Genomic DNA, 19,355 nt, shown 5'->3' with positions numbered 1-19,355 from the left:
TTTCCAGAAAAAGGTCTCGCCTAGAGGTCGAGTACCAGCGCGTCGTTTTTTGCTCGGGAAACGCAAATCATGATCTGGTCATGTTGTTCGTCTTCCCGTAAAACCATGTCGCGATGCTCGACATCACCTTCAATCAGGCGGGTACGGCAAGAGCCACAGGTACCACTTTCACAAGAACTAGGGGCCCGGATGCCGTTGTCGCGTAGAACTTCCAGGATCGAGCGGTCAACGGGGATTTCGAGGTCGATACCGCTCCGGCTGAGAGTCACCGAAAACGGCCGGTTTTCGGTGAAGCGGCTCTGGTCGACCCCGAAGCTTTCAAAATGTACGGAACCGGCAGGCCAGTGCCCCGTCATGTCCAATACGGCATCCATCAATGGCTTGGGACCACAGCAGTACACATGTGTACCGCTTCTTGGTTTGTCGAAAACAGGCCAGAAATCGTAGGCGTCTGCGGGGTTGCCGAAGTCGTGGTGAATAACGACCGAGTTGACAAATTCAGCCCCGATCAGCTCGTCCCTGAAAGCAGTGAGTTCTGGATTACGGGTGCAGTAATAGAGCTTGAAGGGGATGTCGGTAGTGGCCTTCAAGTGACGCATCATCGACAGGATCGGGGTAATACCGATGCCTCCTGCGACGAAGATGAACTGCTGGGCATTCTCGGTGAGCTCAAACTCATTTTGCGGAGTTGCCACCGGTAGCAAGTCGCCTGCCTCGATATCATCGGCCATGCTCACCGAACCGCCTCGTCCGTTGGCGTCACGCTTGACAGCAATGACATAACGCTCACGCTCTTGCGGGTCGTTGCTCAATGAGTAATTGCGGATACTTCCGTTGGGCACCCTTACCCTGAGGTGCGCTCCGGCCGTAAAGGCGGGCAGAAGCATCCCCTGCGGGTGGGCCAATTCGAAGCGGAAAATGCCTTGGGCAATTTCGGTTTTGGCGATCACCTTGAGGCCAGTGAACCCATCATCGAGCTGTTCGGAACTACTCATCGCTGTTTCCTCATTACATCCGGTCGCGGGCTGAACACGCCCGCGCACCGAGAGTTGCATAGATATCTAACATTTTTTGGGCGTGATTCGGCCAATCAGACTGCTCGATCCTATTCGTCGGTAAGTGGCTTTTCGCTCAAGGCGTTAGCTGGCACCGCAATCAGAACCGCCATACCACCCGCCAGGACCAGGGCCCCGATTATCGTCAGTCCGATTGCGAGGCTGCCGGTGACTGTGTTGATCCAGCCCAGTCCGATGGGCGCACAGAACGCTCCGATCTGACCAAGAGAACTGGCATCTGTAGCTGCTGTTGTTGTCATTGTGCACGCCTCGGACTTTGTGTAGCACGACCAAAGCCATGGGGGGGCTTGGTGTGCTTTTTTATTAGGTCTCTAAGAGAATATGGCGAATTTTCTTCTCTCGCAATCAAAAAAAGAACGATCTCTAAGTATTTTTTGATCTAGCGCATGTGTTGAGGCAACGCGTTATGCTTAGTATCGCTTACGCAGGTGATGAGATCGGACCTTGATATGACTGCACGAAAGCCTTTAGGCCACAAACAACCTGAAACCCAGGAAATACTCAGGCATTGGCACGATGTTGTACCTGATGACCGTCTGGCCCACCTGGTCAAGGATGCAACTCGCGCGCTGGTCAGAGCACTGCAGATGCGGTTGACCGAACACGACGTATCCTTTGGTCATTGGGCGTTCTTGCGGATCCTCTGGGAGACAGACGGATTGACCCAAAAACAACTCAGCACTCAGGCTGGACTGATGGAACCTACGACTTTCGCTGCGGTGAAGGCGATGGAAAAACTGGGCTACGTCGTCCGGCAGCAGATGCCGGATAACAAGAAAAATGTTCACGTCTTCCTCACCGATGAAGGACGGCGACTGAAGGATGTGTTGATTCCTCTGGCGCTGGAAGTCAACGAGGTGAGTGTGGCCGGGCTCGAGGAGCAAGACGTCGAAACAGCACGACACGTTCTATTGACGGTGATAGAGAATCTCGCAAACGCAGAAGCGAATTCCATCAATCCTTCCCATCGGGTGCCGTCAACGCGGGAGGTTGGGCGCATGATCAACGAGGGGAGCCCGCAGAATACGGAGTTTTTTGTACGCTAAGCCCCGCGTGATGGCTGTAAGCCGCAACGGGCATGGACTGCGTCCAGTTGAAGTACACCCCAACCGGGCGTAAGGCCGACCATTCAGGCCGCGTCAGAGTAGGATGGCTTTCTGAATTTCCTGACGTTCCAGCGTCCACCTCTACGACCTCAACCTGACAGACAGAGCGCTTAGCGTACGAAAATTTCCGTTTTCTCTATTCGCCCCTACCTGGGCTGGAGGGTGGTTCTGGTCCCCGAAGTGACGAAATTGGCGGTCCCTGGAGTGACGAACCCTAGTCCCCGAAGTGACGAACCGACGGTCCCTAGAGTGACGAATCGTGGTCGCCGAAGTGGTGGAGCGTTTGGGGCGCGATATTCGGTGCGGTCCCTGGAGTGACGAATGCGCAGATAAAGCCCCCGAAGGGGCTGCGGTACAGTTCAAACATATATGAATCAATAGAGAAAAACCCTTACACATCAGTCCATTGCCCCCTTCCGGTCCCTGGAGTGACGAATTGCCATGACTCATGCAGCGGGAGCGGCCTTGGCCTTGCGTGGCTTCTTGATACCGTTGCGCGTGGCTTTGAGCAAGGCCGCTTTGCCGGCGTCGGACTTGTTGAAGAACAACACGGCGTCTTCGTCGGGCAGGTAGGTCATGAAGTAGTCGAGCAAGCTGCCGGCCTCGGCCAGCTCCTTGACCTTAGCGCGAAACTTCTTTTCGGCCTGGGCGCTTCCGACCTTCTTTTGCAGCAGAGCCAGGCCAATCTTCCATTGGCCCTGATCGCCGCAATGTTTCCGGCAAAGCTCATAGATGCGTTTGGCAATGGCGCTGCGCAGCCCAAAATAGTCGCCCGGAATGGTCAACACATCCATGGCCTTCGCGGCGTTAAACGTGGTGTCGGATACCTTTATCCGAATGGCGCACATGCGGTTCTTGGCGCCCCTAGTGATGATCTCCACGTCATCGAGCAGGCCAACCCAGCGACGGCTGCCGTCACGGTCTTTCGTCGACTCAAAGGTGGCCCGCATGCGAGTACCGGTGAGTCTGTCGAAAGCCTTGCTAAGCAGCTCATAGCCGCGCTCGCTGGTACTGCTGCGCGTGAAGCTCAAAAGTTCGTGAGCGGTCGTCTCGATAGTCGGTGATACGGCTATGCCGGCGTTGATCGCAGCCACTAGCTTCGATACGCAAAACAGCACGATATCTTTGTCATGCTGGGTCGCCCGACCGGCAACGCTGGGAGTGATCTCGATTTTGTTCCCGTTGTGCTCGTAGGTGATCTGCCTGGTATCTCCGTCTTCCACGGCGTAGATCGGGTGCTCCATCGTAGGTCGCTCATCTTTGGGGATCGCCGGCAGGCCGGTCGCGATCCAGAAATCGAGCTGCGTTTCGAGCACCACTACTTGTTTGCGTCCCGCTGAGGTCTTCACCGCTTCGCGCCCTGGTGCCTTGTCCTTCGGTTGCTTGGCCTCTTCGCGTTTCAGCCGCTCCGCCGCCTGCTGGTAGGTTTCGCCTGGTCGTGCTTCAGCCTCGATGCGCTTGCGCCACTTGTCGATGTTGATTGCGTCCTGCCCGACCAAGGGGCCTCTGGCCGCTGGCCGACGTTTCGGTGGTGGGGTGGTGGCCACGTCGGGGTCGATATCAAACAACTCATTGGACGACATGCTGGGCCTCCTTGCTCAGATACTTGTAGATGGTTGTTCTGCTGACCTTGAACCTGGCGGCCACGTCGCTCACGGTCGTCAAGGGGTCGGCCAGCAGTATCTTGATATCGCGGATCTCCTTCGCGCCTAGCGTTGGCTTTCGACCCCCTTTGCGTCCCCGTGCGCGGGCGGCCTCCAGGCCGGCCATGGTTCGCTCGCGGTTTAGTTCGCGCTCGTACTCCGCCAGGGTGGCGAAGACGTTCAACTGCATCCGCCCGCCCGCCGTGCTGGTGTCGATGTGTTCGGTGAGCGATTCGAAGCGAACCTGCATGGTTTCCAGTTGGGCCATGAGCTGGAGCAGGTGGGAGAGACTTCGACCGAAGCGGGAAAGCTGCCATACGACAACGGTGTCCCCTGGGCGAAGTGCTTTTAGCATCTGCTCCAGCTCGGGTCGGTTGGCCCTGGCCCCGCTGATCTGTTCCTCATATATCCGCGTGCAACCAGCGGCAATAAGCGCGTCCCGCTGTAGGTCCAGGTTCTGGTCCTGCTTACTGGTCCGCGCATACCCGATGCGCAAGCCACCCGTCAGTATGTCTAGGGTGGACGTGTCTTTGCTGCTACGCATGCAGTTCCTCCTTGTCGGGCTTGCGGGTTCCTGTTTGCGAACACCTAATGATTACACTGAAAAGTTTACGGGAAAGTTTACAGTTTTGTCCCAAAAAAAACGCCCTGGGGTGTCATTTTCAGAAGACGACTGCACGGAATATCAGGAGTCGGCTGCACTGGTGGATTGCAGCGCGGTGTACAGGGCCGTCTTGCTCACCTTGAGCCGTGTAGCGGCCTCTCGGACATTAAGCCCGTTGGCGATGTGCTCCCGCGCTCGCTGCAACTTGTCGGCGGTGACAACCGGCTTTCGCCCGCCCTTCCTCCCACGAGCGGCGGCGGCAGTCAACCCGGCCTTGGTGCGCTCGCGGATCAAGTCGCGCTCGAACTGGCCCAGCGCGCCGAACACGTGGAAGATGAGCCGCCCGCCTGGCGTGGTGGTGTCGATGGCTTCCGTCAGAGAACGGAAGCCGACGCCTCGCGCTTCCAGCGCGCCTATCGTTTCGATTAGGTGCGGCATAGAGCGCCCGAGCCGATCCAGCCGCCAGACGGCCAGCACGTCGCCGTCGCGCAGGTAGGCCAGCGCATCAGCCAAGCCGGGGCGGTCGGCCTTGGCCCCGGAAGCCGTGTCCTCGAAAACGCGCTCGCAGCCTGCCTTGCGTAGCGCATCCGTCTGCAAGGCGGTGTCCTGTTCCGCCGTCGATACCCGCGCATAGCCGATCAGTGTCATTTGCCGCCTCTCTTGTCCGTCATTCCGTCCGCCTATCTTAATGTCCGACAACCCGTTGTGCAATAACTTTGCTGGACAGTGTCCGGCATGGCCGACTAATGATCGTTTGACGGACATTGACGGTAAGGCATTTTTGCATTACTATGTAAAGCATCAACCTTGATTGCGAGGGCAAACCACCATGACCACATTGACCGTTACCGCACGGGGACAAGTGACGTTTCGGAAGGACGTACTGCAACACCTCGGCATCAGGCCAGGCGACAAGATCGAGCTGGACTTGTTGCCAGACGGTCGGGGCGTGCTCAAGGCGGCACGGCCCGCAGGGACGATAGCCAGCTTTGTCGGCCTGCTCGCGGGCAAGACGCAGAAGGTTGCCACCATCGAAGAAATCAACGAGGCGGCGGCGCAAGGCTGGGCAGGTAAGCAATGAAGGTCGCAGTCGATACCAACGTCCTTGTGCGTGCGGTTGTGCGTGACGATCCCGCACAAGCGGACGTTGCCGCCGCAGTCTTGACCGACGCCGAGTTGATCGCGGTCGCGCTGCCGTGCCTATGCGAATTTGTTTGGGTGCTGCTGCGTGTCTACGGCTTCCAGCAAGCCGACGCGGCCAGCGCGATCCGGGCACTACTGGCCGCCGCGAATGTGGAAGTGAACCGGCCTGCCGTGGAGGCTGGCTTGCTGGTGCTCGACGCGGGCGGAGACTTTGCCGATGGCGTCATTGCCTACGAAGGCAACTGGCTTGGCGGGGAAACCTTCGTTTCCTTCGATAAGAAGGCGGTGGCACTTCTCACGGCGCAAGGGCAATCAACGCGCCTTTTGTGACGGACATGAGCATGAACGAATTCCGCCGACTGGCCGCGAAGATCGACCAACACATGCAGCAGCTTGCCGCCCAGGGTGTCAGCGAGGCCCATGCCATCATCAATCGCATGATGGGGTACGGGCCTGACCTGCACAGGATTTGGGTCGGCACATCCGATCAGCAGCTCATGGCGCTGTCCCGCGAGTTCCCAGGGTTCTACCGCTACGCCCGCATCATGGAAGAGGCATCCGAAGCCGAGCGCCGCAAGGCTTCGCGGCCCTATGACGGCATGGCCGAGTTCTCCGAACAGCACAAGCAAATGGGCGCGCAACTGCTGACCACGGCGGCCACGCTTGAGCGTGGCTACCAGGCGTTTCGTGCGAGCGGCAGTCTCCAAGACTTCCGGCCTCAGCTCGACGAGCTGGGCCGCCTGCATCGGCAATGGCTGTCCGACCTGGAAGCCTTCAAAGACTCGCTGCGCACGCAGGGCGCAGAACCCAAGGTGCTGGAATACGTGAACGAGGCTTTCGGCCGCCTGGCCGAGCGCATCAAGCAGCTTGCCGGTTGATCGCCGGAATTTTCGGCGGTTCCGGCTTTGTCGCGCCGTGCACAAGAGTTCTGAGCAATTCCGATCTCTCGCGGCGCTTCGTGCATAGAACTTCTGACCGTTCCCGGTCAGAAGTTCTATGCACACACGGCGGCCAGCCCAGTGAACTGGTGCAGTCGCCTTCTGAAAACGACAGCGCGACCGCACCCCCTCCTACCGTCCAACAAACCCTCGTTTGAAGGACACCTCTGGCTGAGCTACAATGTAGCCCATCAATCTGGAGGATCAAACCATGTCCGCAAATGCTGTAGTCCGTGCCCGTATCGACGAGAACATCAAGGAAGAGGCGACCGTCGTGCTGGCAGCGATGGGACTCACCGTGTCTGACGCCTTCCGCATCATGTTGACCCGAGTCGCCCGCGAGAAAGCCTTGCCGTTCGAGCCGCTGATTCCGAACGCCACCACCATCGAGGCGATGAAGGAAGCGCGCCGTGGCGGCTTGAAGTCGTTCGCTTCCGTCGAGGATCTGATGGCGGATCTGAATGCGGACGATTGAACAGACCAGCCGGTTCAAGCGCGATTACAAACGCGAAGCCAAAGGCCCGCATCGTCAGACGCTGGCGAGCGATTTCATTGCCGTCGTCACAGCCCTGGCGAATAACCAGCCTCTGGCCGAGAAGCACCGTGACCACGCCCTCGCCGGCGACTGGAAAGACCACCGGGACTGTCACATCAAGCCCGACCTGGTGTTGATTTACCGCAAGGCGGATGACGCAGTGCTGCAACTCGTGCGTCTCGGATCGCATAGCGAGCTTGGGCTGTAACGCCGGGGGCCTGCCCAAGACAAGGAAAGAACCTACATGACAATCAGCATCACCGACGATGACTGGAACGAACTGACTCCCGAGAGTTTCGATACCACCGCACTGCTGCGGGCAGTCGATGCCGTGGACGAGCTGCGCGGCGATTGAGTGACAACGCAGACGGCGGGCCTCCGCAACTGCGCACCGACCTGTTGAAGCTGCATCAACTGGCGATGAGGTGATCCAGGTGCGGATTCGAGAGCACGTCATCGCCACCAATGACATGCGTCTGTTCGGTCTTGCACCTACTGGGGCAGGCGTCGCTGCGAATGGAGCAAGCGCTGTGGCCAGAAGAATATGAGCGGATGACCCGCGAGGTCGAAGAAGCTCTCCGTGAGGCCGACGACCCCAACGCCAAGTCGTACACCCACGAGAAGTCATGCAGGCGATGCAGGAACGAATCGACCAAGCACGAGACAAGCCATGTTGATCGGCCCTGCCCCAACTCCCTCGAACTCGGATGAGTCGGACCTCGCAACGTGGTGACACCGATCATCTAGGGCCGGAGCAGAGCCTGTGTCAGCCCGCGAGGCGGTGCGTCACTTCGCTGAGCTGGGCCGACAGCGTATGCAGGTTCTGGCTGGCTGCCTCGGTACGCTCGACATTGTCCTGGTTGGTGGTGGCGATGGCGGTAATTTCGGTCAGATTGCGCGAGATATCTTCCGCCACGGACGTCTGCTCTTCGGCAGCGGTAGCGATCTGACGGTTCATGTCGCGGATCGCTTCGACTTCTTGGGTGATGCGCTGAAGCATGCTGCCCGCTTCCGTAACCTGTTCGACACCTTCGTTGCTGCGGGTTTGTCCATTTTCAATCGCACGCACCGCATCCACCGCGCCGGTCTGCACCGTGTCGATAATCTGATGAATTTCAGCGGTGGAGTCGGCGGTGCGCCTGGCCAGCGTGCGCACCTCGTCGGCAACGACGGCAAACCCGCGTCCGGCATCGCCCGCGCGGGCGGCTTCGATGGCTGCGTTTAGCGCCAGCAGATTGGTCTGGTCGGCGATGCCGCGAATAACTTCCAGCACCTTGCCAATGCGACCGCTATCGGTCTCCAGACGGCGTATTACCTCGGCGGTGTTGCTGATCTCGCCGCGCATGTGGGTAATGGTCTGGATAGTCGAACGCATCATGGTCTCACCCTGCTGCGCCGAATGATCGGCCGCATCCGCTGCACGCGCGGCTTCGGCGGCGTGACGGGCGACTTCCTGCGCCGTAGCGGACATTTCATGCATGGCGGTAGCGACCTGATCGGTGCGCGAGAACTGCTCGCGAGTGCCTTGGCCCATCAGTGCGGCGATGGCGCTCAATTCACCACTGGCGCTGTCCAGGTCCGAGGTGCTGCGTTGCAGGCGGGTGAACGTATCGGCAAGGAAGTCACGCAGGATATTCGCGGCAACTGCCAGGCGTCCCAATTCGTCAGCACGGGACGCATCGACGCGCTGTGCAAAGTCGCCCTGGCTGAGCTTGGCGATGTGGTCGATCAGGTGACGGATGGGGGCGATCAGATTGCGGTTTACCAACCATAGGCTGAGCAAGGCGATGAAAACGCCAGCGGCTAGCATTACCAACGAGCCGACGACTATTTTACGATCTGCGGCTTCGCTGATGGTTTCCTGAAAAAGTTCTTGGCGCAAGAACTGAATTGAACACCGATCCATTTATAGTCTCAAAAGGAACACCGGAATTATAGATAAGTGCATTCGTCAAATTTCGGATGTTGAAAGCAAATGAGACGCGATCAAGCTCGTATCCGAGCCTGAAATCCACTTTGTTGTAGGCAGGTTCATTTTCGATCGCGTAATCAACCGCCGAGGTACTCCGCCGGCCAACCCTCGCGTAGCTTCCGAAAATCGAAGCCTTGCCCGGGCCGAGGTCGAACTCGTAGCGGGCCGAGACGTTCGAGCTGAATTTCGGCGCGTTCGGGAGCACAAAGTCGGCAAACCCCGCACCAACCGGAACATTTTTGGCCTTTGAATCGAGATAACTGGCGGATGCGGAAAAATTAAGTCCGCGCATCGGGCGGATAACCATGTCGAACTCGGCACCCCTTACCCATGCGTCGACGTTAAAGACGTAGAGCGCCGAGTTTTGGGTCGAGAAGGTTTGTAGATTCTTGTAATCGTAATAGAAAATCGAACCGTTGAAATCGAGCACTCCGTTGAGCATTCTCGATTTAACACCGGCCTCATAGTTCACAAGCGTCTCAGGTTTGAACTCGGCTACGGAAACGGGATAAAGCTCGTTTGCACCGGTATTGAACCCACCTGCCTTTGTGCCCCTGTTTACGCCAGCGTAGACATTGACATTTTCATCGAGTTTATATTGAGCAACGATGCGTCCTGACCAGGATGTCGTTGATATTGACTTGTCGAATCCGACGAACTGCACGAGCGGAACCGGCGACGCCCCTGCGATCACTGCGCAAATATTGACCGGGATCGTAGGATTGGTCGTGCAGGAGGACTGATTGACACCACGCTTCTGGTCACTGGTTACGCGGCCGCCGACAATAACACTGAACTTGGGGCTAAAGTGGTAGGTGGCTTCCGCAAATCCAGCGTAAGACGTGGTTCTCAGATGCAGGGCCGCATTGAGATTGATTCCATAGAACGGTATATCGTTTAGATTAACATTTGCGCCGGTATGGTTGTTGATCCACAACCCATAAAGACCGGCGACCCAGTCAACATTACTTACCTTTCCGGAGAGTCTGATCTCTTCGGAATATTGGCGGCCCCCAGGATTGCTTTCATTAAAAATAGCTGTCGGGAATCCGCTCGCAAGCTGGGTGTTGTAGAGTTGATCGGAGTACTGATAGTTTGAGATCGACGTCAGCTTGATTCCGGACCCAATCGTCCAATCGATTGTCGCGGTGGCGTTAAGATATTTTCCGTTGAATTTTAGGTAGTTGGCGGTTGGCGCATTGTAAGGGCTCTTCAGTGATGCCGCGCAGTCACCGAGTGGAGAATAAGTGGTCGGAACTGTCCCAACTGTCGTGCGGCAGAAATTCTGATACGCGGCAAAATTGCCGGGCGTGACGCCGACCGGCTTACCGTTCGCCCCGATAAACGCGCGCGTCGTGCTCGCGACAGGGCCGGGTTGGTCCGGAAAACGGTCTGCATATACGCTGAGCAGGGCCCGGAAATCGCTACTGGGCTTATACTGGAGTTGCGCACGGACAGCTTGAACATCTGTGCCGTCATGGTCTGGCCCGATCGGATTGCGGATGTATGCGCCACCCTTTTCGGCATGATATGCGATACGGCCTGACCAGTCACCGCCAAGGCTGCCGCCGACGGCCCCTTCCGTCATGAACTTGTCGTAGCTCCCATATTCGGTCGTGACATAAGCCTCGAACTCTTGGCTGGGTGCTCGGGTAATATATTGGACAAGGCCACCCGTCGCATTGCGCCCGAACAGTGTTCCTTGCGGCCCCTTGAGAACCTCGACACGGTCGACGTCGAAAACCGGCTGAGTCAGCGCGGTCGAGAGGCCGACATACGCTCCGTCCACATAGGTGGCGACCGGTGCTTCCTGGTGAAGCGCGATATCTTGCTGGCCGACCCCACGGATGATCGTCGTGACATAAGCACCGCCACCCGGGGTAGTTGAGCGCACACCTGGAACAAGATCTGGAAGATCCATCGACGTTGTGAAGCCGCGGGCGGTGAGATCCTGTCCCTTGATCGCGCTGATCGCGATCGGGACGTCGCGAAGATTTTCCGACTTCTTCTGCGCCGTCACGATGATGTCGCCCTCAGCGTTTGGGTCTTGCGCCGCGGGGGCGTCAGAAGGCGGCGTCGGAGCTGGTTGGGCGGTCTGTGATTGAGCGTATGCGCCTTGGGACAAGGTCAGCAGTGTCGCAAGCGTGACCGGCGCGAGAGCAGTTAGTCTCATATTTTCATCCCTCTCCTTCCGGGCGGCCGCCTTCTGTGGACGTGCTCGCAAGCCGGCTTTTCAAAAATGATTAGAGACCTAAGTAATATATGAAAGGAAACGCGACGCAAGCCATATTCAGGGCACCCGGCCAGCAGCGTCGCTCCGGCCCATAGCGACGGTCCCGTCGGAGGTGCTCTATAGGCTGTACCGCCCTAAAAACGTACCTATCGTGACCGAGGACAACGGAAAACCGCTACCTATTTGGGCAAACAGGGGATGGGATGGTTGCTCAGTGCGCGCCCCTTCGCATGGGAAGCCCTTCCCTTGACCCAACTTGAACAGTGCTTTTGGAAAAGGCATTTTTGTTCAATGACATGCACGCACCGGCGCGAGTGTTACCACTACATTTTTGGGTTTGGTTGAGCTTGCAGAGGCTTAGGTTCGCGGCGGCAGTTCGCTGATATTGGCCGGCAGCGCGATGCCGGTTGCCTTGAAGACATTCCCCACCTGGCCCGAAACGTGGGTGCGGGTGGTAATGACCTTGCCGTCCTTTTCGATGGTGGCTTCCTGAAGGCGATCGAGATCGTTGAGGAGCGGCTGCCATTCGGGCTGCAGGCCCTTTTCCTGACACAAGCGGGTCAGTTCCTTGGCCAGCGTCAGAGCGAGGAACGAGACAAACACATGGCCGCGGATAGCGGCATCGGACTGATGGAAGATGGGACGGGTATCGAAGCTCGCCTTGGCGACGCGGAACAGGGCCTCGACCTGAAGCAAATCACGGTAGCGGATGACGGCCTGTAGCGGAGTGATCCTGGCATTGGTGCGCAGCACGCTGATGCCGTCGTAGCGCGCCTCGTCGGCAAGCTTGCCCATGTCGATCTCGAAGGTCTTGCCGCTGGCCTTGAGATAGCGGCGATAGGCCGAGTTGCCGACCAGGGCCTTGTCGCCCTTCTTCAACTGGGTCTGGAGGCCATCGATGATCGCTTGCCGGTCGGCCTTGTCCTTCCTTGCCTCAGCTTCGTTGAGCGTGACGACGTAGCGCTGGGCATCTGCGCCTTTGCCAACGCGCACTTCCTTGACCCACAGCTGGGTGTCTCCTGCCTGTCGCTCGAGGACCAGGGGTACCATCGGAGCAGTGTCGGCAAGCACGACATCGCGGATGACGTTGCTGGTGCGCTCTCGCGCACCCAGGATGTATTCCATCCCCAGCTCTTCAAGGGCGGCGATCGTACCGGCACTGATCATGCCGCGGTCGGCCACGACGCACGAGCGGGTTATCCCAAAGCGGGTACGCAGGCGCGTGACGATGGGCATGAGCACCTTCACGTCGGCCGTGTTGCCCGGGACCATCTCGGTGCAGATCGGACGCCCCTCGGCGTCGATCACCACGGCCAGGATCATCTGGGCAAGCTCGGGCCGGTGGTCCTTGGAATGACCACGCCGACCCAGCGTGTCGCCGCCTGCACCGTAGAACGAGAGCGACGTCGTATCCATGAACACCAGGCTGAGATCAGTGAACAGGTCCCGCCGGCGATCGAACAGCTTCTCCTCGATCACGTCCTTCACACAGCGAGGTGCCAATGCGCCTTCTGCCTTCTCCTCGATCTCCTCGCCGAGCCAGGCCATGGCGCGATAGAAGTGATGGAGGGCAAGATCCTCGCTGCCGTCGATGGCGTAGCTCTCCATCCAGTCCAGGCAGGCTCGGTCCGAGCCTGAGACGAACAGGCGGTGCAGTGTAGCGACAAATACGGCGCGCTCCACGGCAAAGCCGAACTGGCGCCCTTCCAGCACCTCTTCCAATACAGCATCGATGCCAAGCCGCTGCCACAGGCGCCCGAACAGCAACGGGCCTCCGATCCTGCGGGCTACGATCCGGCCTGCATCGATATCGGACAGAATGATGCTGCGCTCTGCGTGACGTGCGATCGAGGCGGCCAGTCTGTCGAGTTCGCCACTTGCGGCCAGCGCATCCTTGCGGCCCAGAGCCTTGATCGTGCGCTGGCGGACAGTTTTGCCCTCGCGCACGCTCTCGACCAGGTAAAGATAGCGGTGGCCGCGCGCGACTCGTTCGACGACATACATGGCCAGGTTGTTACTGCCTGTACTCGTAAAGATAAACCAAACGGCCAGTTACAGGCAAAATGTTGTTAGCACATCCGGTTTTGCCCCCAAACCCACGCCTAGCAAAATCAAATACTTACCAGCTCGCGTTCCCTGCGTGTTCCGCCGGCACTGTTCAACTTGGGCTTGACTGGAGTACGGTAATACGCAATTATAGTTAGATAACTAAATAACTAAGGATATGGCCATGAAGAGAGGATTGCCGACAAAGGCGCTATGGGATCGCCTTCCCGAAATCGTTCGCTTCCGCGATCAACCGGGGATGACGGAGACCTACAGTTTTGCGGGCGCCGAGGGCACGACCGAGCTGGAAGGCCAGCTGTTCCGGCAGAGAGCGCGGCCATCTAAGGCGGTCTATTTGTTCATGCACCCCACAGCCACGCTCCAGCTGCTCCCAATGCCTGAGGCGCTTGCCGATGCGGGGTTGCACGTACTTTGCGCGTCGAGTCGCTACCCGAGAAACGATAGTGCGCTGATTATGGAAAAGGTCGCCTACGACATGGGCCAGTGGGTGCGCCACGCGCGCGAGTCGCTGGGTTATGAAAAGGTGATCCTGGTGGGATGGTCGGGCGGCGGCTCGCTATCGCTGTTTTATGCGGCCCAGTCTGAACATCCGACAATCACCCACACGCCCGCCGGCGACCTTTATGACCTGACAGCAGCGCGGCTGCAGCGGGTTGACGGAATAGTCTTAATCGCCGCCCACCTCAGCCGGGCGGAAGTGCTGACCGAATGGCTTGACCCCTCCGTCATCGACGAATTCGACCCGGACACGCGCGATCTCGAATTCGATATCTATAGTCCGGACTGCCCGAACAAACCACCATTCACCGCTGACTTCATCGCCGCCTTCCGCGAGAGGCAGCGGGCCCGCAATCGCAGAATTACCGCCTGGGCCGAGGAAATGCTTGCCACGCACCGTCGTCGCAACGACGGCGAAACCGAACGCGCCTTCGTCACGCACCGCACGATGTGCGACGTGCGCTGGATTGATCCGACGATCGACCCCAATGGACGCGCGCCGGGGGCATCCTATCTTGGCAATCCACGCACGGTGAACGTGGGACCCGCTGGTTTGGCGCGATTCTCAACCCTGCGCTCGTGGCTGTCGCAATGGTCCTACGACCTATCCAACTCCAAGGCTGCCGTTAACGCGACAAAGATCCATCGGACCCCTGTGCTGCAGATCGAGAATGAAGCGGACGACGCGGTTCCCGCGAGCCATAATCCGATCATTCACAACGCGCTCACCGTTGCGAACAAGGAATTTGTGAGCATCAAGGGCGCGACCCATTTCTACCAGGGCCAGCCCGAACATATCAGCGCTTGTATCGACGGGATCATCGACTGGAGCCACCGCAACGATTTGTGATCTGGCCGCCGCGATCGACGCGGCGCCTCCGCATTTTCGCTGCGGCGCGGCCGGCTTACGCCGGCCGGTCGCGGATTCCTTGCGGGGATCAGTTGTAGACGGCGTCCCGGATGTCGGACACGAACTTCCCCGACATACCCTCAAAGGCCGTGTTGGTCATGGCCACGACCGTCAGCGCGTTTGCACGATCGATGAACCAGCTATTGCCGTATCCGCCGGCCCAGTGAAGCGTTCCGGGAGACTGCGGCGACGGGACGGCGTGCGGATCTGCAAGCACTGCCCAGCCGAAGCCGAAGCCCCAACCCGGCCCGCAGGCCGCAGCCTGAGGTCCGAGCTGATCGGTCGCCATCATCTCGACTGTTTCAGGCTTCAGGATCGGACCACCCCCGAGCCGGATGGTTTCCAGAAAGTGCAGGACGTCGCCCGCAGTCCCCACCATCCCACCCCCGCCTGACGGATAGGAGTTTGGATCCAGGATACGGCTCGGCGCGAACGTTAGCGACCCGTTGAAGGCATCCAGAGGCACTACCATGCCGTCCGTGATGCGGACGGGAACGGATTCGCTGTTGAAGTAATTCGTCGCGAGCCGCTCAACATCCGCAACGGCAAAGCCGGTATCGACGATACCCAGCGGATCCGTGACCAGTTTGCGCACAGCATCGCGTAGCGAACCACCGGTAACGCTCTCAACCACCCCTCCCATCACATCGATGCCAAGGGAATAGCGAAAACCCGACCCCGGTGCGGCGGTAAGCGGGGCGGCAGCCAGGCGCCGAAGATTCTCGGATAGCGACAATCCCGGTTGATCCAACCCGTCGGAGACGTCGAGGCGACGATAATGGCCATCGCTCCCTTCCTGAAACGGATAGCCGAGCCCCGATGTGTGCGTGAGCAGATGGCGGATCGAGATGACCGGAACCGATCCATCGGACAGGCGCGGCTGAAAGTCGGGCAGGAAGCGCGTCACTGGATCGTCCAGCCTCACAACACCATCCTCGATCAGGCGCATCACGGCGGCGGTGACAAAGGGTTTGGTCACCGATGCAAATCGGAAAATGCTATCCGTTTGCATCGGCTTTTGCGATTCACGGTCTGCAAATCCCGCCGCGCGGCGATAGGCGATCTTGGGGTTTGGGGAGCAATGGAACCAAAAACCAACGTAAGCTCTGAATCCCACCGTAAAGGGGCTTTCCGATCTCCAGCTCACCCGCCAGGCATTACTCTCTGATCAGTGCCTCGATGATCGGGCAGATCGTTCCGCCGTCTCCCGCATCACATTGCTGCACCAGTTCGCCTAACAGTTGCTGCATGACGACCAAGTCGGCCATCTTCTGCTCGATCAACGCGAGCTTGCGTGCAGCCCGTGCTCGCGTTTCGGCACAGGCGCACGACTCATCCAGCGTCAGCAGTCCACCGACTTCCGAGAGCGTGAAACCCAGCGCCTGAGCCCGCTTGATGAAACGCAGTCGCTTCACCATGTCCACCGGATAGCGCCGATGGCCACCCAAGGGTTTGGCTGGTTCATCCAGCAGCCCGCGTCGCTGGTAGTAGCGGATCGTCTCGACGTTCACCCCGGCGGCGTCTGCCAGCTTGCCAATGGTCAGCTCTGTGGCCATCACTTTCTCCTTGATTCCGTACTTTGGTACGGAGTTTAGAATAGCACCTAGGCAATCAGGCTCAGGAGATGGGAATGGGGATGCAACTCACCGGGAAAGGCTCGCTGGTCGCGAGTTCGCTGACCGCCATCGGTGCGTCGGTGTGCTGTGTCGGGCCACTGGTGCTGTTGGCACTCGGTGTCGGCGGTACGTGGGTGGGCGCTCTGACCATGATGGAGCCACTACGCCCCCTCTTCATCGGGTTGACTCTACTGTTCCTGGGATTGGCATTCCGCAAGCTCTACCTGGTGCCACAGGTTTGTACGCCAGGTACACCCTGCGCCGATCCGCGCACGCTCGTGCGACAGCGACTCGTGTTCTGGATCGTCAGCGTGCTGCTGCTCGGCCTATTGGCCGTGCCGTGGCTCGCCCCGCTGTTCTACTGAAGGAGATTAACCATGCGCAAACTGCTGATCGCCGTGCTTTTCGCCTTGCTGCGGATTTCGGTGAACGTGACCGAGCGTTTCGCTAATACGTGACCGGTGCTTCCGCCCCGGTTGCGCGGGTTGTGGATTGTAATCGCATCGGTCACGATGCGGTTTGCTCCTCAGCTTTTTCCGGCGCAGTGACTCGCCCTTCAACGTCAGTCGGTAAGCGCTGTGCACCAGGCGGTCAAGGATGGCGTCGGCCAGGGTCGGGTCGTTGATCCAGCCATGCCAGTGTTCGATTGGTAACTGGCTGGCCAGGATGGTGGAGCGGTTGCCGGCACGGTCGTCGATCACTTCCAGCAGGTCGTGCCGGGCACCTTCTTCCAGCGGGGCCAGCGCCCAATCGTCCAGCACCAAGACATCGACCTTGGCCAGCTGTTGCAGGGTACGGCCGAAGCTGCCGTCGCCATGAGCGATGCGCAGTTGCTCCAACAGGCGCGGGGTGCGCAGGTACAGAGTGCTGTAGCCCTGGCGGCAGGCCTGGTTGCCCAGGGCGCAGGCCAGCCAGGTCTTGCCGGCGCCGGTCGCGCCGGTCAGCAGCAGGTTGTGCTGCTGGCGGATCCAGTCGCCGCCTGCCAGGCTGGCGATCAGGCGCTCATCCAGGCCGCGGCCAGGGCGGCGGTCGAGGTCTTCCAGGCAGGCGTTGGCATATTTGAGCTTGGCCTTCTTGCGCAGCCGTACCAGGCGCTGGTTGTCACGCCAGGCCAGTTCGCGGTCGAGCAGCAGGCCGAGGCGCTCATCGAAGCTCAGGCTGTGGCTGGCCGGCAGCGTCCATTGCTCTTCCAGGGCGCGGGCCATGCCGTCCAGGCGTAGCTGGTGCAGTTGATTCAGGGTGTGTTGCAGCATCATCGAACAGCTCCTGTTGCGGGGGTGGTAGTAGTCGGCGCCACGGACGTTCTCGTGGTCGCTGGGTAAGCTCGTTTCGGCGGTGCGCGTGGGCAGCGGCTGCTGATCCAGGCCTTGCTGGAGCAGGTTGCGCACGCTGCGCCCGGTGAAGGCGCGCAGCTGGACGGCCCGTTCGGCGGCGGCTTCCAAGCGTGCATTGCCGTAGCGACGAGCCAGCGAGAGCAGGCCGAGACAGGCGCGGTAGCCCATCTCCGGATGCGGCTTGTGGGTCAGCTGGTGATCGATCAGTTGGCGCGTGTAGGGGCCGATCCGCGCGCCCCAGTCGAGCAGGCGTTGCGGCGTCCATTCGCGATGGGCCTGGTGTGCGGCGGGCATGTGTTCGCGCTGGGTGCTGTAGGCGCCGCGACGGCCCAGCAGCACATGGCTGGCCACGCGCCGGTTGCCATGCAGCACTTCCAGGGTGTGCGCTGTCAGCCGCACCTCGACGCTCTGCCGGGCCAGGGCGGAGGGCACGCTGTAGAAGCTGCCATTGACCTCGATGTGGTAGTCGATGTTGACCTTGCAGCGCTTGAAGCTGGCGACCTCGTAGGGATGTACCGGCAGCGCTCGCAAGGCCGGGCGATCCAGGCGCTCGAACCAGTCGCGCCGGCAGCCATCGAGGCGCTTGAACGGGCGTCGATTCAGCTCCTCCAGCAGCTCGGCGATGGCCTGGTTAAGCGCATGCAGGCTGAAGAACTGCCGGTGGCGCAGTCGCGCCATGATCCAGCGCTCGACCACCTGCACCGCCACCTCGGCCTTGGCCTTGTCCTGGGGTTTGCGTGGCCGGGCCGGCAGGATCACCGTCTGGTAATGCCGCGCACACTCCAGCGTTGCCCGGTTCAGACCCGGCTCGTAGCGATCTGGCTGGGCGACCAGGGCGCGCGGATTGTCCGGCACAACCATCTCCGGCACACCGCCAAAGTAGGTCAGTGCCTGGCCCAGCGAAGTCAGCCAGTCCACCTGGGTTTCGCCCGGCGTCGCGCAGGCATAGGTGTAATTCGAGGCGCCCAGGGCGGCGACGAAGATATGCGCCCGGCGGACTTCGCCGGTGGCCGGGTCGACCACCGGCAGCGTCGGCCCTGCATAGTCGATGAACAGCTTCTCGCCCGCGCGGTGCACCTGGCGCATCGAACGTTTGAGCGTCTGGGCGTAGCGCCGGTAGTGCTCGACGAACTGGGTGTAGCGGTAGGTCGGCTGGCCCGCATGCGCGGCGAGATATTCCTCCCACAGCAGCTGCAAGGTCACGCCCTTGCGCCGCAGCTCGCGGTGGATGCTCAGCACGTCGGGTGGCACCCGCTCACCGCGCGGCTTGTTTGTCGGCGCCGACGCAAACAAGGCGGCCGCCAGTGCGGCCTCGTCCATGGCCGCCAGCGCCGGCCAGTCCAGTCCGGCCACGCGCGCCGCCGTGACGTATTTGCTGACCACGCCTTTGGACAACTGCAAGGCGCGGGCGATCTTCTCGTGGGACAAACCGGCCTCGAACTTGAGGCGCAGACATTCTTTGATGTTTCGCATGGCTACTCGCGGCGCCGCCATCTTCCCCTCCCGAAATCGGGCGAGGGTGACGGCGCATCAGGTCATGCGCAACGAGAGGGAAGGCTTTCGCTAAGCCGTGACCGGCGATTTCGGTAAGCCGTGACCGCCGGTTTCGGAACGGGCGGAAAATCGGTCACGTTGCTACCGAAATGAGCGGTCACGCGTTAGCGAAATGACCGGTCACGA

The 19,355-nt window shown here is 59.9% G+C and carries 18 protein-coding genes and 1 pseudogene; 9 read left to right on the top strand and 10 right to left on the bottom strand.

Annotated elements, in window-relative coordinates; all coding sequences use genetic code 11:
• Positions 1-20: 20 nt before the first annotated feature.
• On the bottom strand, positions 21-995 hold the full coding sequence (locus tag LE197_RS27430; protein ID WP_226033768.1) for a PDR/VanB family oxidoreductase: 975 nt from the start codon (positions 993-995) through the stop codon (positions 21-23).
• Positions 996-1,525: 530 nt separating this feature from the next.
• On the opposite strand from LE197_RS27430, the gene LE197_RS27425 reads away from it, so the two are divergent.
• The gene (locus tag LE197_RS27425; protein WP_060765988.1) at positions 1,526-2,122 is read left to right on the top strand and encodes a MarR family winged helix-turn-helix transcriptional regulator; all 597 of its coding nucleotides are present in this window, start codon (positions 1,526-1,528) and stop codon (positions 2,120-2,122) included.
• A 506-nt stretch (positions 2,123-2,628) separates the two neighbouring features.
• Here LE197_RS27425 and LE197_RS27420 read toward each other — a convergent pair.
• The 3 genes from LE197_RS27420 to LE197_RS27410 form a co-directional block, all read right to left on the bottom strand.
• On the bottom strand, positions 2,629-3,765 hold the full coding sequence (locus LE197_RS27420; RefSeq protein WP_012477617.1) for a replication initiator protein A: 1,137 nt from the start codon (positions 3,763-3,765) through the stop codon (positions 2,629-2,631).
• A complete protein-coding gene (locus tag LE197_RS27415; RefSeq protein WP_012477616.1) occupies positions 3,752-4,369 on the bottom strand; it encodes a recombinase family protein in 618 nt (205 codons plus the stop codon). Before LE197_RS27415 ends, LE197_RS27420 begins: the two co-directional genes overlap by 14 nt.
• Positions 4,370-4,510: 141 nt before the next feature.
• Positions 4,511-5,077 carry a recombinase family protein gene (locus tag LE197_RS27410; RefSeq protein ID WP_226033767.1) on the bottom strand — a complete coding sequence of 189 codons (567 nt, stop codon included), beginning with the start codon at positions 5,075-5,077 and terminating at the stop codon, positions 4,511-4,513.
• A 181-nt stretch (positions 5,078-5,258) separates the two neighbouring features.
• Here LE197_RS27410 and LE197_RS27405 point away from each other — a divergent pair, with 181 nt between their 5' ends.
• The 6 genes and pseudogenes from LE197_RS27405 to LE197_RS27380 all read left to right on the top strand — a co-directional run.
• A complete protein-coding gene (locus tag LE197_RS27405) occupies positions 5,259-5,510 on the top strand; it encodes an AbrB/MazE/SpoVT family DNA-binding domain-containing protein (protein WP_003108276.1) in 252 nt (83 codons plus the stop codon).
• Positions 5,507-5,902 carry a type II toxin-antitoxin system VapC family toxin gene (locus LE197_RS27400; protein WP_003159186.1) on the top strand — a complete coding sequence of 132 codons (396 nt, stop codon included), beginning with the start codon at positions 5,507-5,509 and terminating at the stop codon, positions 5,900-5,902. Before LE197_RS27405 ends, LE197_RS27400 begins: the two co-directional genes overlap by 4 nt.
• A gap of 11 nt (positions 5,903-5,913) precedes the next feature.
• A complete protein-coding gene (locus LE197_RS27395; protein ID WP_003159187.1) occupies positions 5,914-6,450 on the top strand; it encodes a hypothetical protein in 537 nt (178 codons plus the stop codon).
• Between the two features lie 271 nt (positions 6,451-6,721).
• Positions 6,722-6,985 carry a type II toxin-antitoxin system RelB/DinJ family antitoxin gene (locus LE197_RS27390; protein ID WP_180690176.1) on the top strand — a complete coding sequence of 88 codons (264 nt, stop codon included), beginning with the start codon at positions 6,722-6,724 and terminating at the stop codon, positions 6,983-6,985.
• Complete coding sequence (locus LE197_RS27385; RefSeq protein ID WP_180690175.1) at positions 6,972-7,253, top strand: type II toxin-antitoxin system YafQ family toxin; 282 nt, start codon at positions 6,972-6,974, stop codon at positions 7,251-7,253. The genes LE197_RS27390 and LE197_RS27385 overlap by 14 nt, the downstream gene beginning before the upstream one ends.
• A 166-nt stretch (positions 7,254-7,419) precedes the next feature.
• Positions 7,420-7,722: pseudogene (locus LE197_RS27380) on the top strand (hypothetical protein); the annotation flags it as partial.
• Between the two features lie 89 nt (positions 7,723-7,811).
• Here the strand turns inward: LE197_RS27380 and LE197_RS27375 are convergent.
• From LE197_RS27375 to LE197_RS27365, 3 genes are all read right to left on the bottom strand, one after another.
• Positions 7,812-8,951, bottom strand: a complete 1,140-nt coding sequence (locus tag LE197_RS27375) for a methyl-accepting chemotaxis protein (protein WP_413247416.1) — start codon at positions 8,949-8,951, stop codon at positions 7,812-7,814.
• On the bottom strand, positions 8,878-11,190 hold the full coding sequence (locus LE197_RS27370; RefSeq protein WP_226033766.1) for a TonB-dependent receptor: 2,313 nt from the start codon (positions 11,188-11,190) through the stop codon (positions 8,878-8,880). Before LE197_RS27370 ends, LE197_RS27375 begins: the two co-directional genes overlap by 74 nt.
• 417 nt (positions 11,191-11,607) lie before the next feature.
• Positions 11,608-13,254, bottom strand: coding sequence for an IS1634 family transposase (locus LE197_RS27365; protein ID WP_099234654.1), 1,647 nt, complete (start codon positions 13,252-13,254; stop codon positions 11,608-11,610).
• 226 nt (positions 13,255-13,480) lie between these two features.
• Here LE197_RS27365 and LE197_RS27360 point away from each other — a divergent pair, with 226 nt between their 5' ends.
• A complete protein-coding gene (locus LE197_RS27360; protein WP_226033765.1) occupies positions 13,481-14,665 on the top strand; it encodes an alpha/beta fold hydrolase in 1,185 nt (394 codons plus the stop codon).
• 88 nt (positions 14,666-14,753) lie between these two features.
• On the opposite strand, the gene LE197_RS27355 is transcribed toward LE197_RS27360, so the two are convergent.
• Together LE197_RS27355 and merR are read right to left on the bottom strand one after the other, a co-directional pair.
• Positions 14,754-15,842 carry a serine hydrolase domain-containing protein gene (locus tag LE197_RS27355; protein WP_226033764.1) on the bottom strand — a complete coding sequence of 363 codons (1,089 nt, stop codon included), beginning with the start codon at positions 15,840-15,842 and terminating at the stop codon, positions 14,754-14,756.
• 40 nt (positions 15,843-15,882) lie between these two features.
• Positions 15,883-16,281: an Hg(II)-responsive transcriptional regulator gene (gene merR, locus LE197_RS27350; protein WP_003089120.1), complete on the bottom strand. Its 399-nt coding sequence runs from the start codon at positions 16,279-16,281 to the stop codon at positions 15,883-15,885.
• Between the two features lie 74 nt (positions 16,282-16,355).
• On the opposite strand from merR, the gene LE197_RS27345 reads away from it, so the two are divergent.
• On the top strand, positions 16,356-16,706 hold the full coding sequence (locus LE197_RS27345; RefSeq protein ID WP_003089115.1) for a mercuric transporter MerT family protein: 351 nt from the start codon (positions 16,356-16,358) through the stop codon (positions 16,704-16,706).
• 6 nt (positions 16,707-16,712) lie between these two features.
• Here LE197_RS27345 and istA read toward each other — a convergent pair whose 3' ends face one another.
• Positions 16,713-19,169, bottom strand: coding sequence for an IS21 family transposase (gene istA / locus LE197_RS27340; protein WP_226033763.1), 2,457 nt, complete (start codon positions 19,167-19,169; stop codon positions 16,713-16,715).
• Positions 19,170-19,355: the final 186 nt, after the last annotated feature.

The sequence above is a fragment of the Pseudomonas sp. PS1(2021) genome, assembly GCF_020405165.1.
Lineage (GTDB): Bacteria > Pseudomonadota > Gammaproteobacteria > Pseudomonadales > Pseudomonadaceae > Pseudomonas > Pseudomonas aeruginosa.
Note: the sequence above shows the minus strand (reverse complement) of the source record. Positions and strands in the feature narration are given on the sequence as shown.

Coding starts and splice junctions, on each gene's coding strand:
- LE197_RS27430 (WP_226033768.1), bottom strand. CDS start 995: ATGAGTAGTTCCGAACAGCTCGATGATGGGTTCACTGGCCTCAAGGTG.
- LE197_RS27425 (WP_060765988.1), top strand. CDS start 1,526: ATGACTGCACGAAAGCCTTTAGGCCACAAACAACCTGAAACCCAGGAA.
- LE197_RS27420 (WP_012477617.1), bottom strand. CDS start 3,765: ATGTCGTCCAATGAGTTGTTTGATATCGACCCCGACGTGGCCACCACC.
- LE197_RS27415 (WP_012477616.1), bottom strand. CDS start 4,369: ATGCGTAGCAGCAAAGACACGTCCACCCTAGACATACTGACGGGTGGC.
- LE197_RS27410 (WP_226033767.1), bottom strand. CDS start 5,077: ATGACACTGATCGGCTATGCGCGGGTATCGACGGCGGAACAGGACACC.
- LE197_RS27405 (WP_003108276.1), top strand. CDS start 5,259: ATGACCACATTGACCGTTACCGCACGGGGACAAGTGACGTTTCGGAAG.
- LE197_RS27400 (WP_003159186.1), top strand. CDS start 5,507: ATGAAGGTCGCAGTCGATACCAACGTCCTTGTGCGTGCGGTTGTGCGT.
- LE197_RS27395 (WP_003159187.1), top strand. CDS start 5,914: ATGAACGAATTCCGCCGACTGGCCGCGAAGATCGACCAACACATGCAG.
- LE197_RS27390 (WP_180690176.1), top strand. CDS start 6,722: ATGTCCGCAAATGCTGTAGTCCGTGCCCGTATCGACGAGAACATCAAG.
- LE197_RS27385 (WP_180690175.1), top strand. CDS start 6,972: ATGCGGACGATTGAACAGACCAGCCGGTTCAAGCGCGATTACAAACGC.
- LE197_RS27375 (WP_413247416.1), bottom strand. CDS start 8,951: ATGGATCGGTGTTCAATTCAGTTCTTGCGCCAAGAACTTTTTCAGGAA.
- LE197_RS27370 (WP_226033766.1), bottom strand. CDS start 11,190: ATGAGACTAACTGCTCTCGCGCCGGTCACGCTTGCGACACTGCTGACC.
- LE197_RS27365 (WP_099234654.1), bottom strand. CDS start 13,254: ATGTATGTCGTCGAACGAGTCGCGCGCGGCCACCGCTATCTTTACCTG.
- LE197_RS27360 (WP_226033765.1), top strand. CDS start 13,481: ATGAAGAGAGGATTGCCGACAAAGGCGCTATGGGATCGCCTTCCCGAA.
- merR (WP_003089120.1), bottom strand. CDS start 16,281: ATGGCCACAGAGCTGACCATTGGCAAGCTGGCAGACGCCGCCGGGGTG.
- LE197_RS27345 (WP_003089115.1), top strand. CDS start 16,356: ATGGGGATGCAACTCACCGGGAAAGGCTCGCTGGTCGCGAGTTCGCTG.
- istA (WP_226033763.1), bottom strand. CDS start 19,169: ATGGCGGCGCCGCGAGTAGCCATGCGAAACATCAAAGAATGTCTGCGC.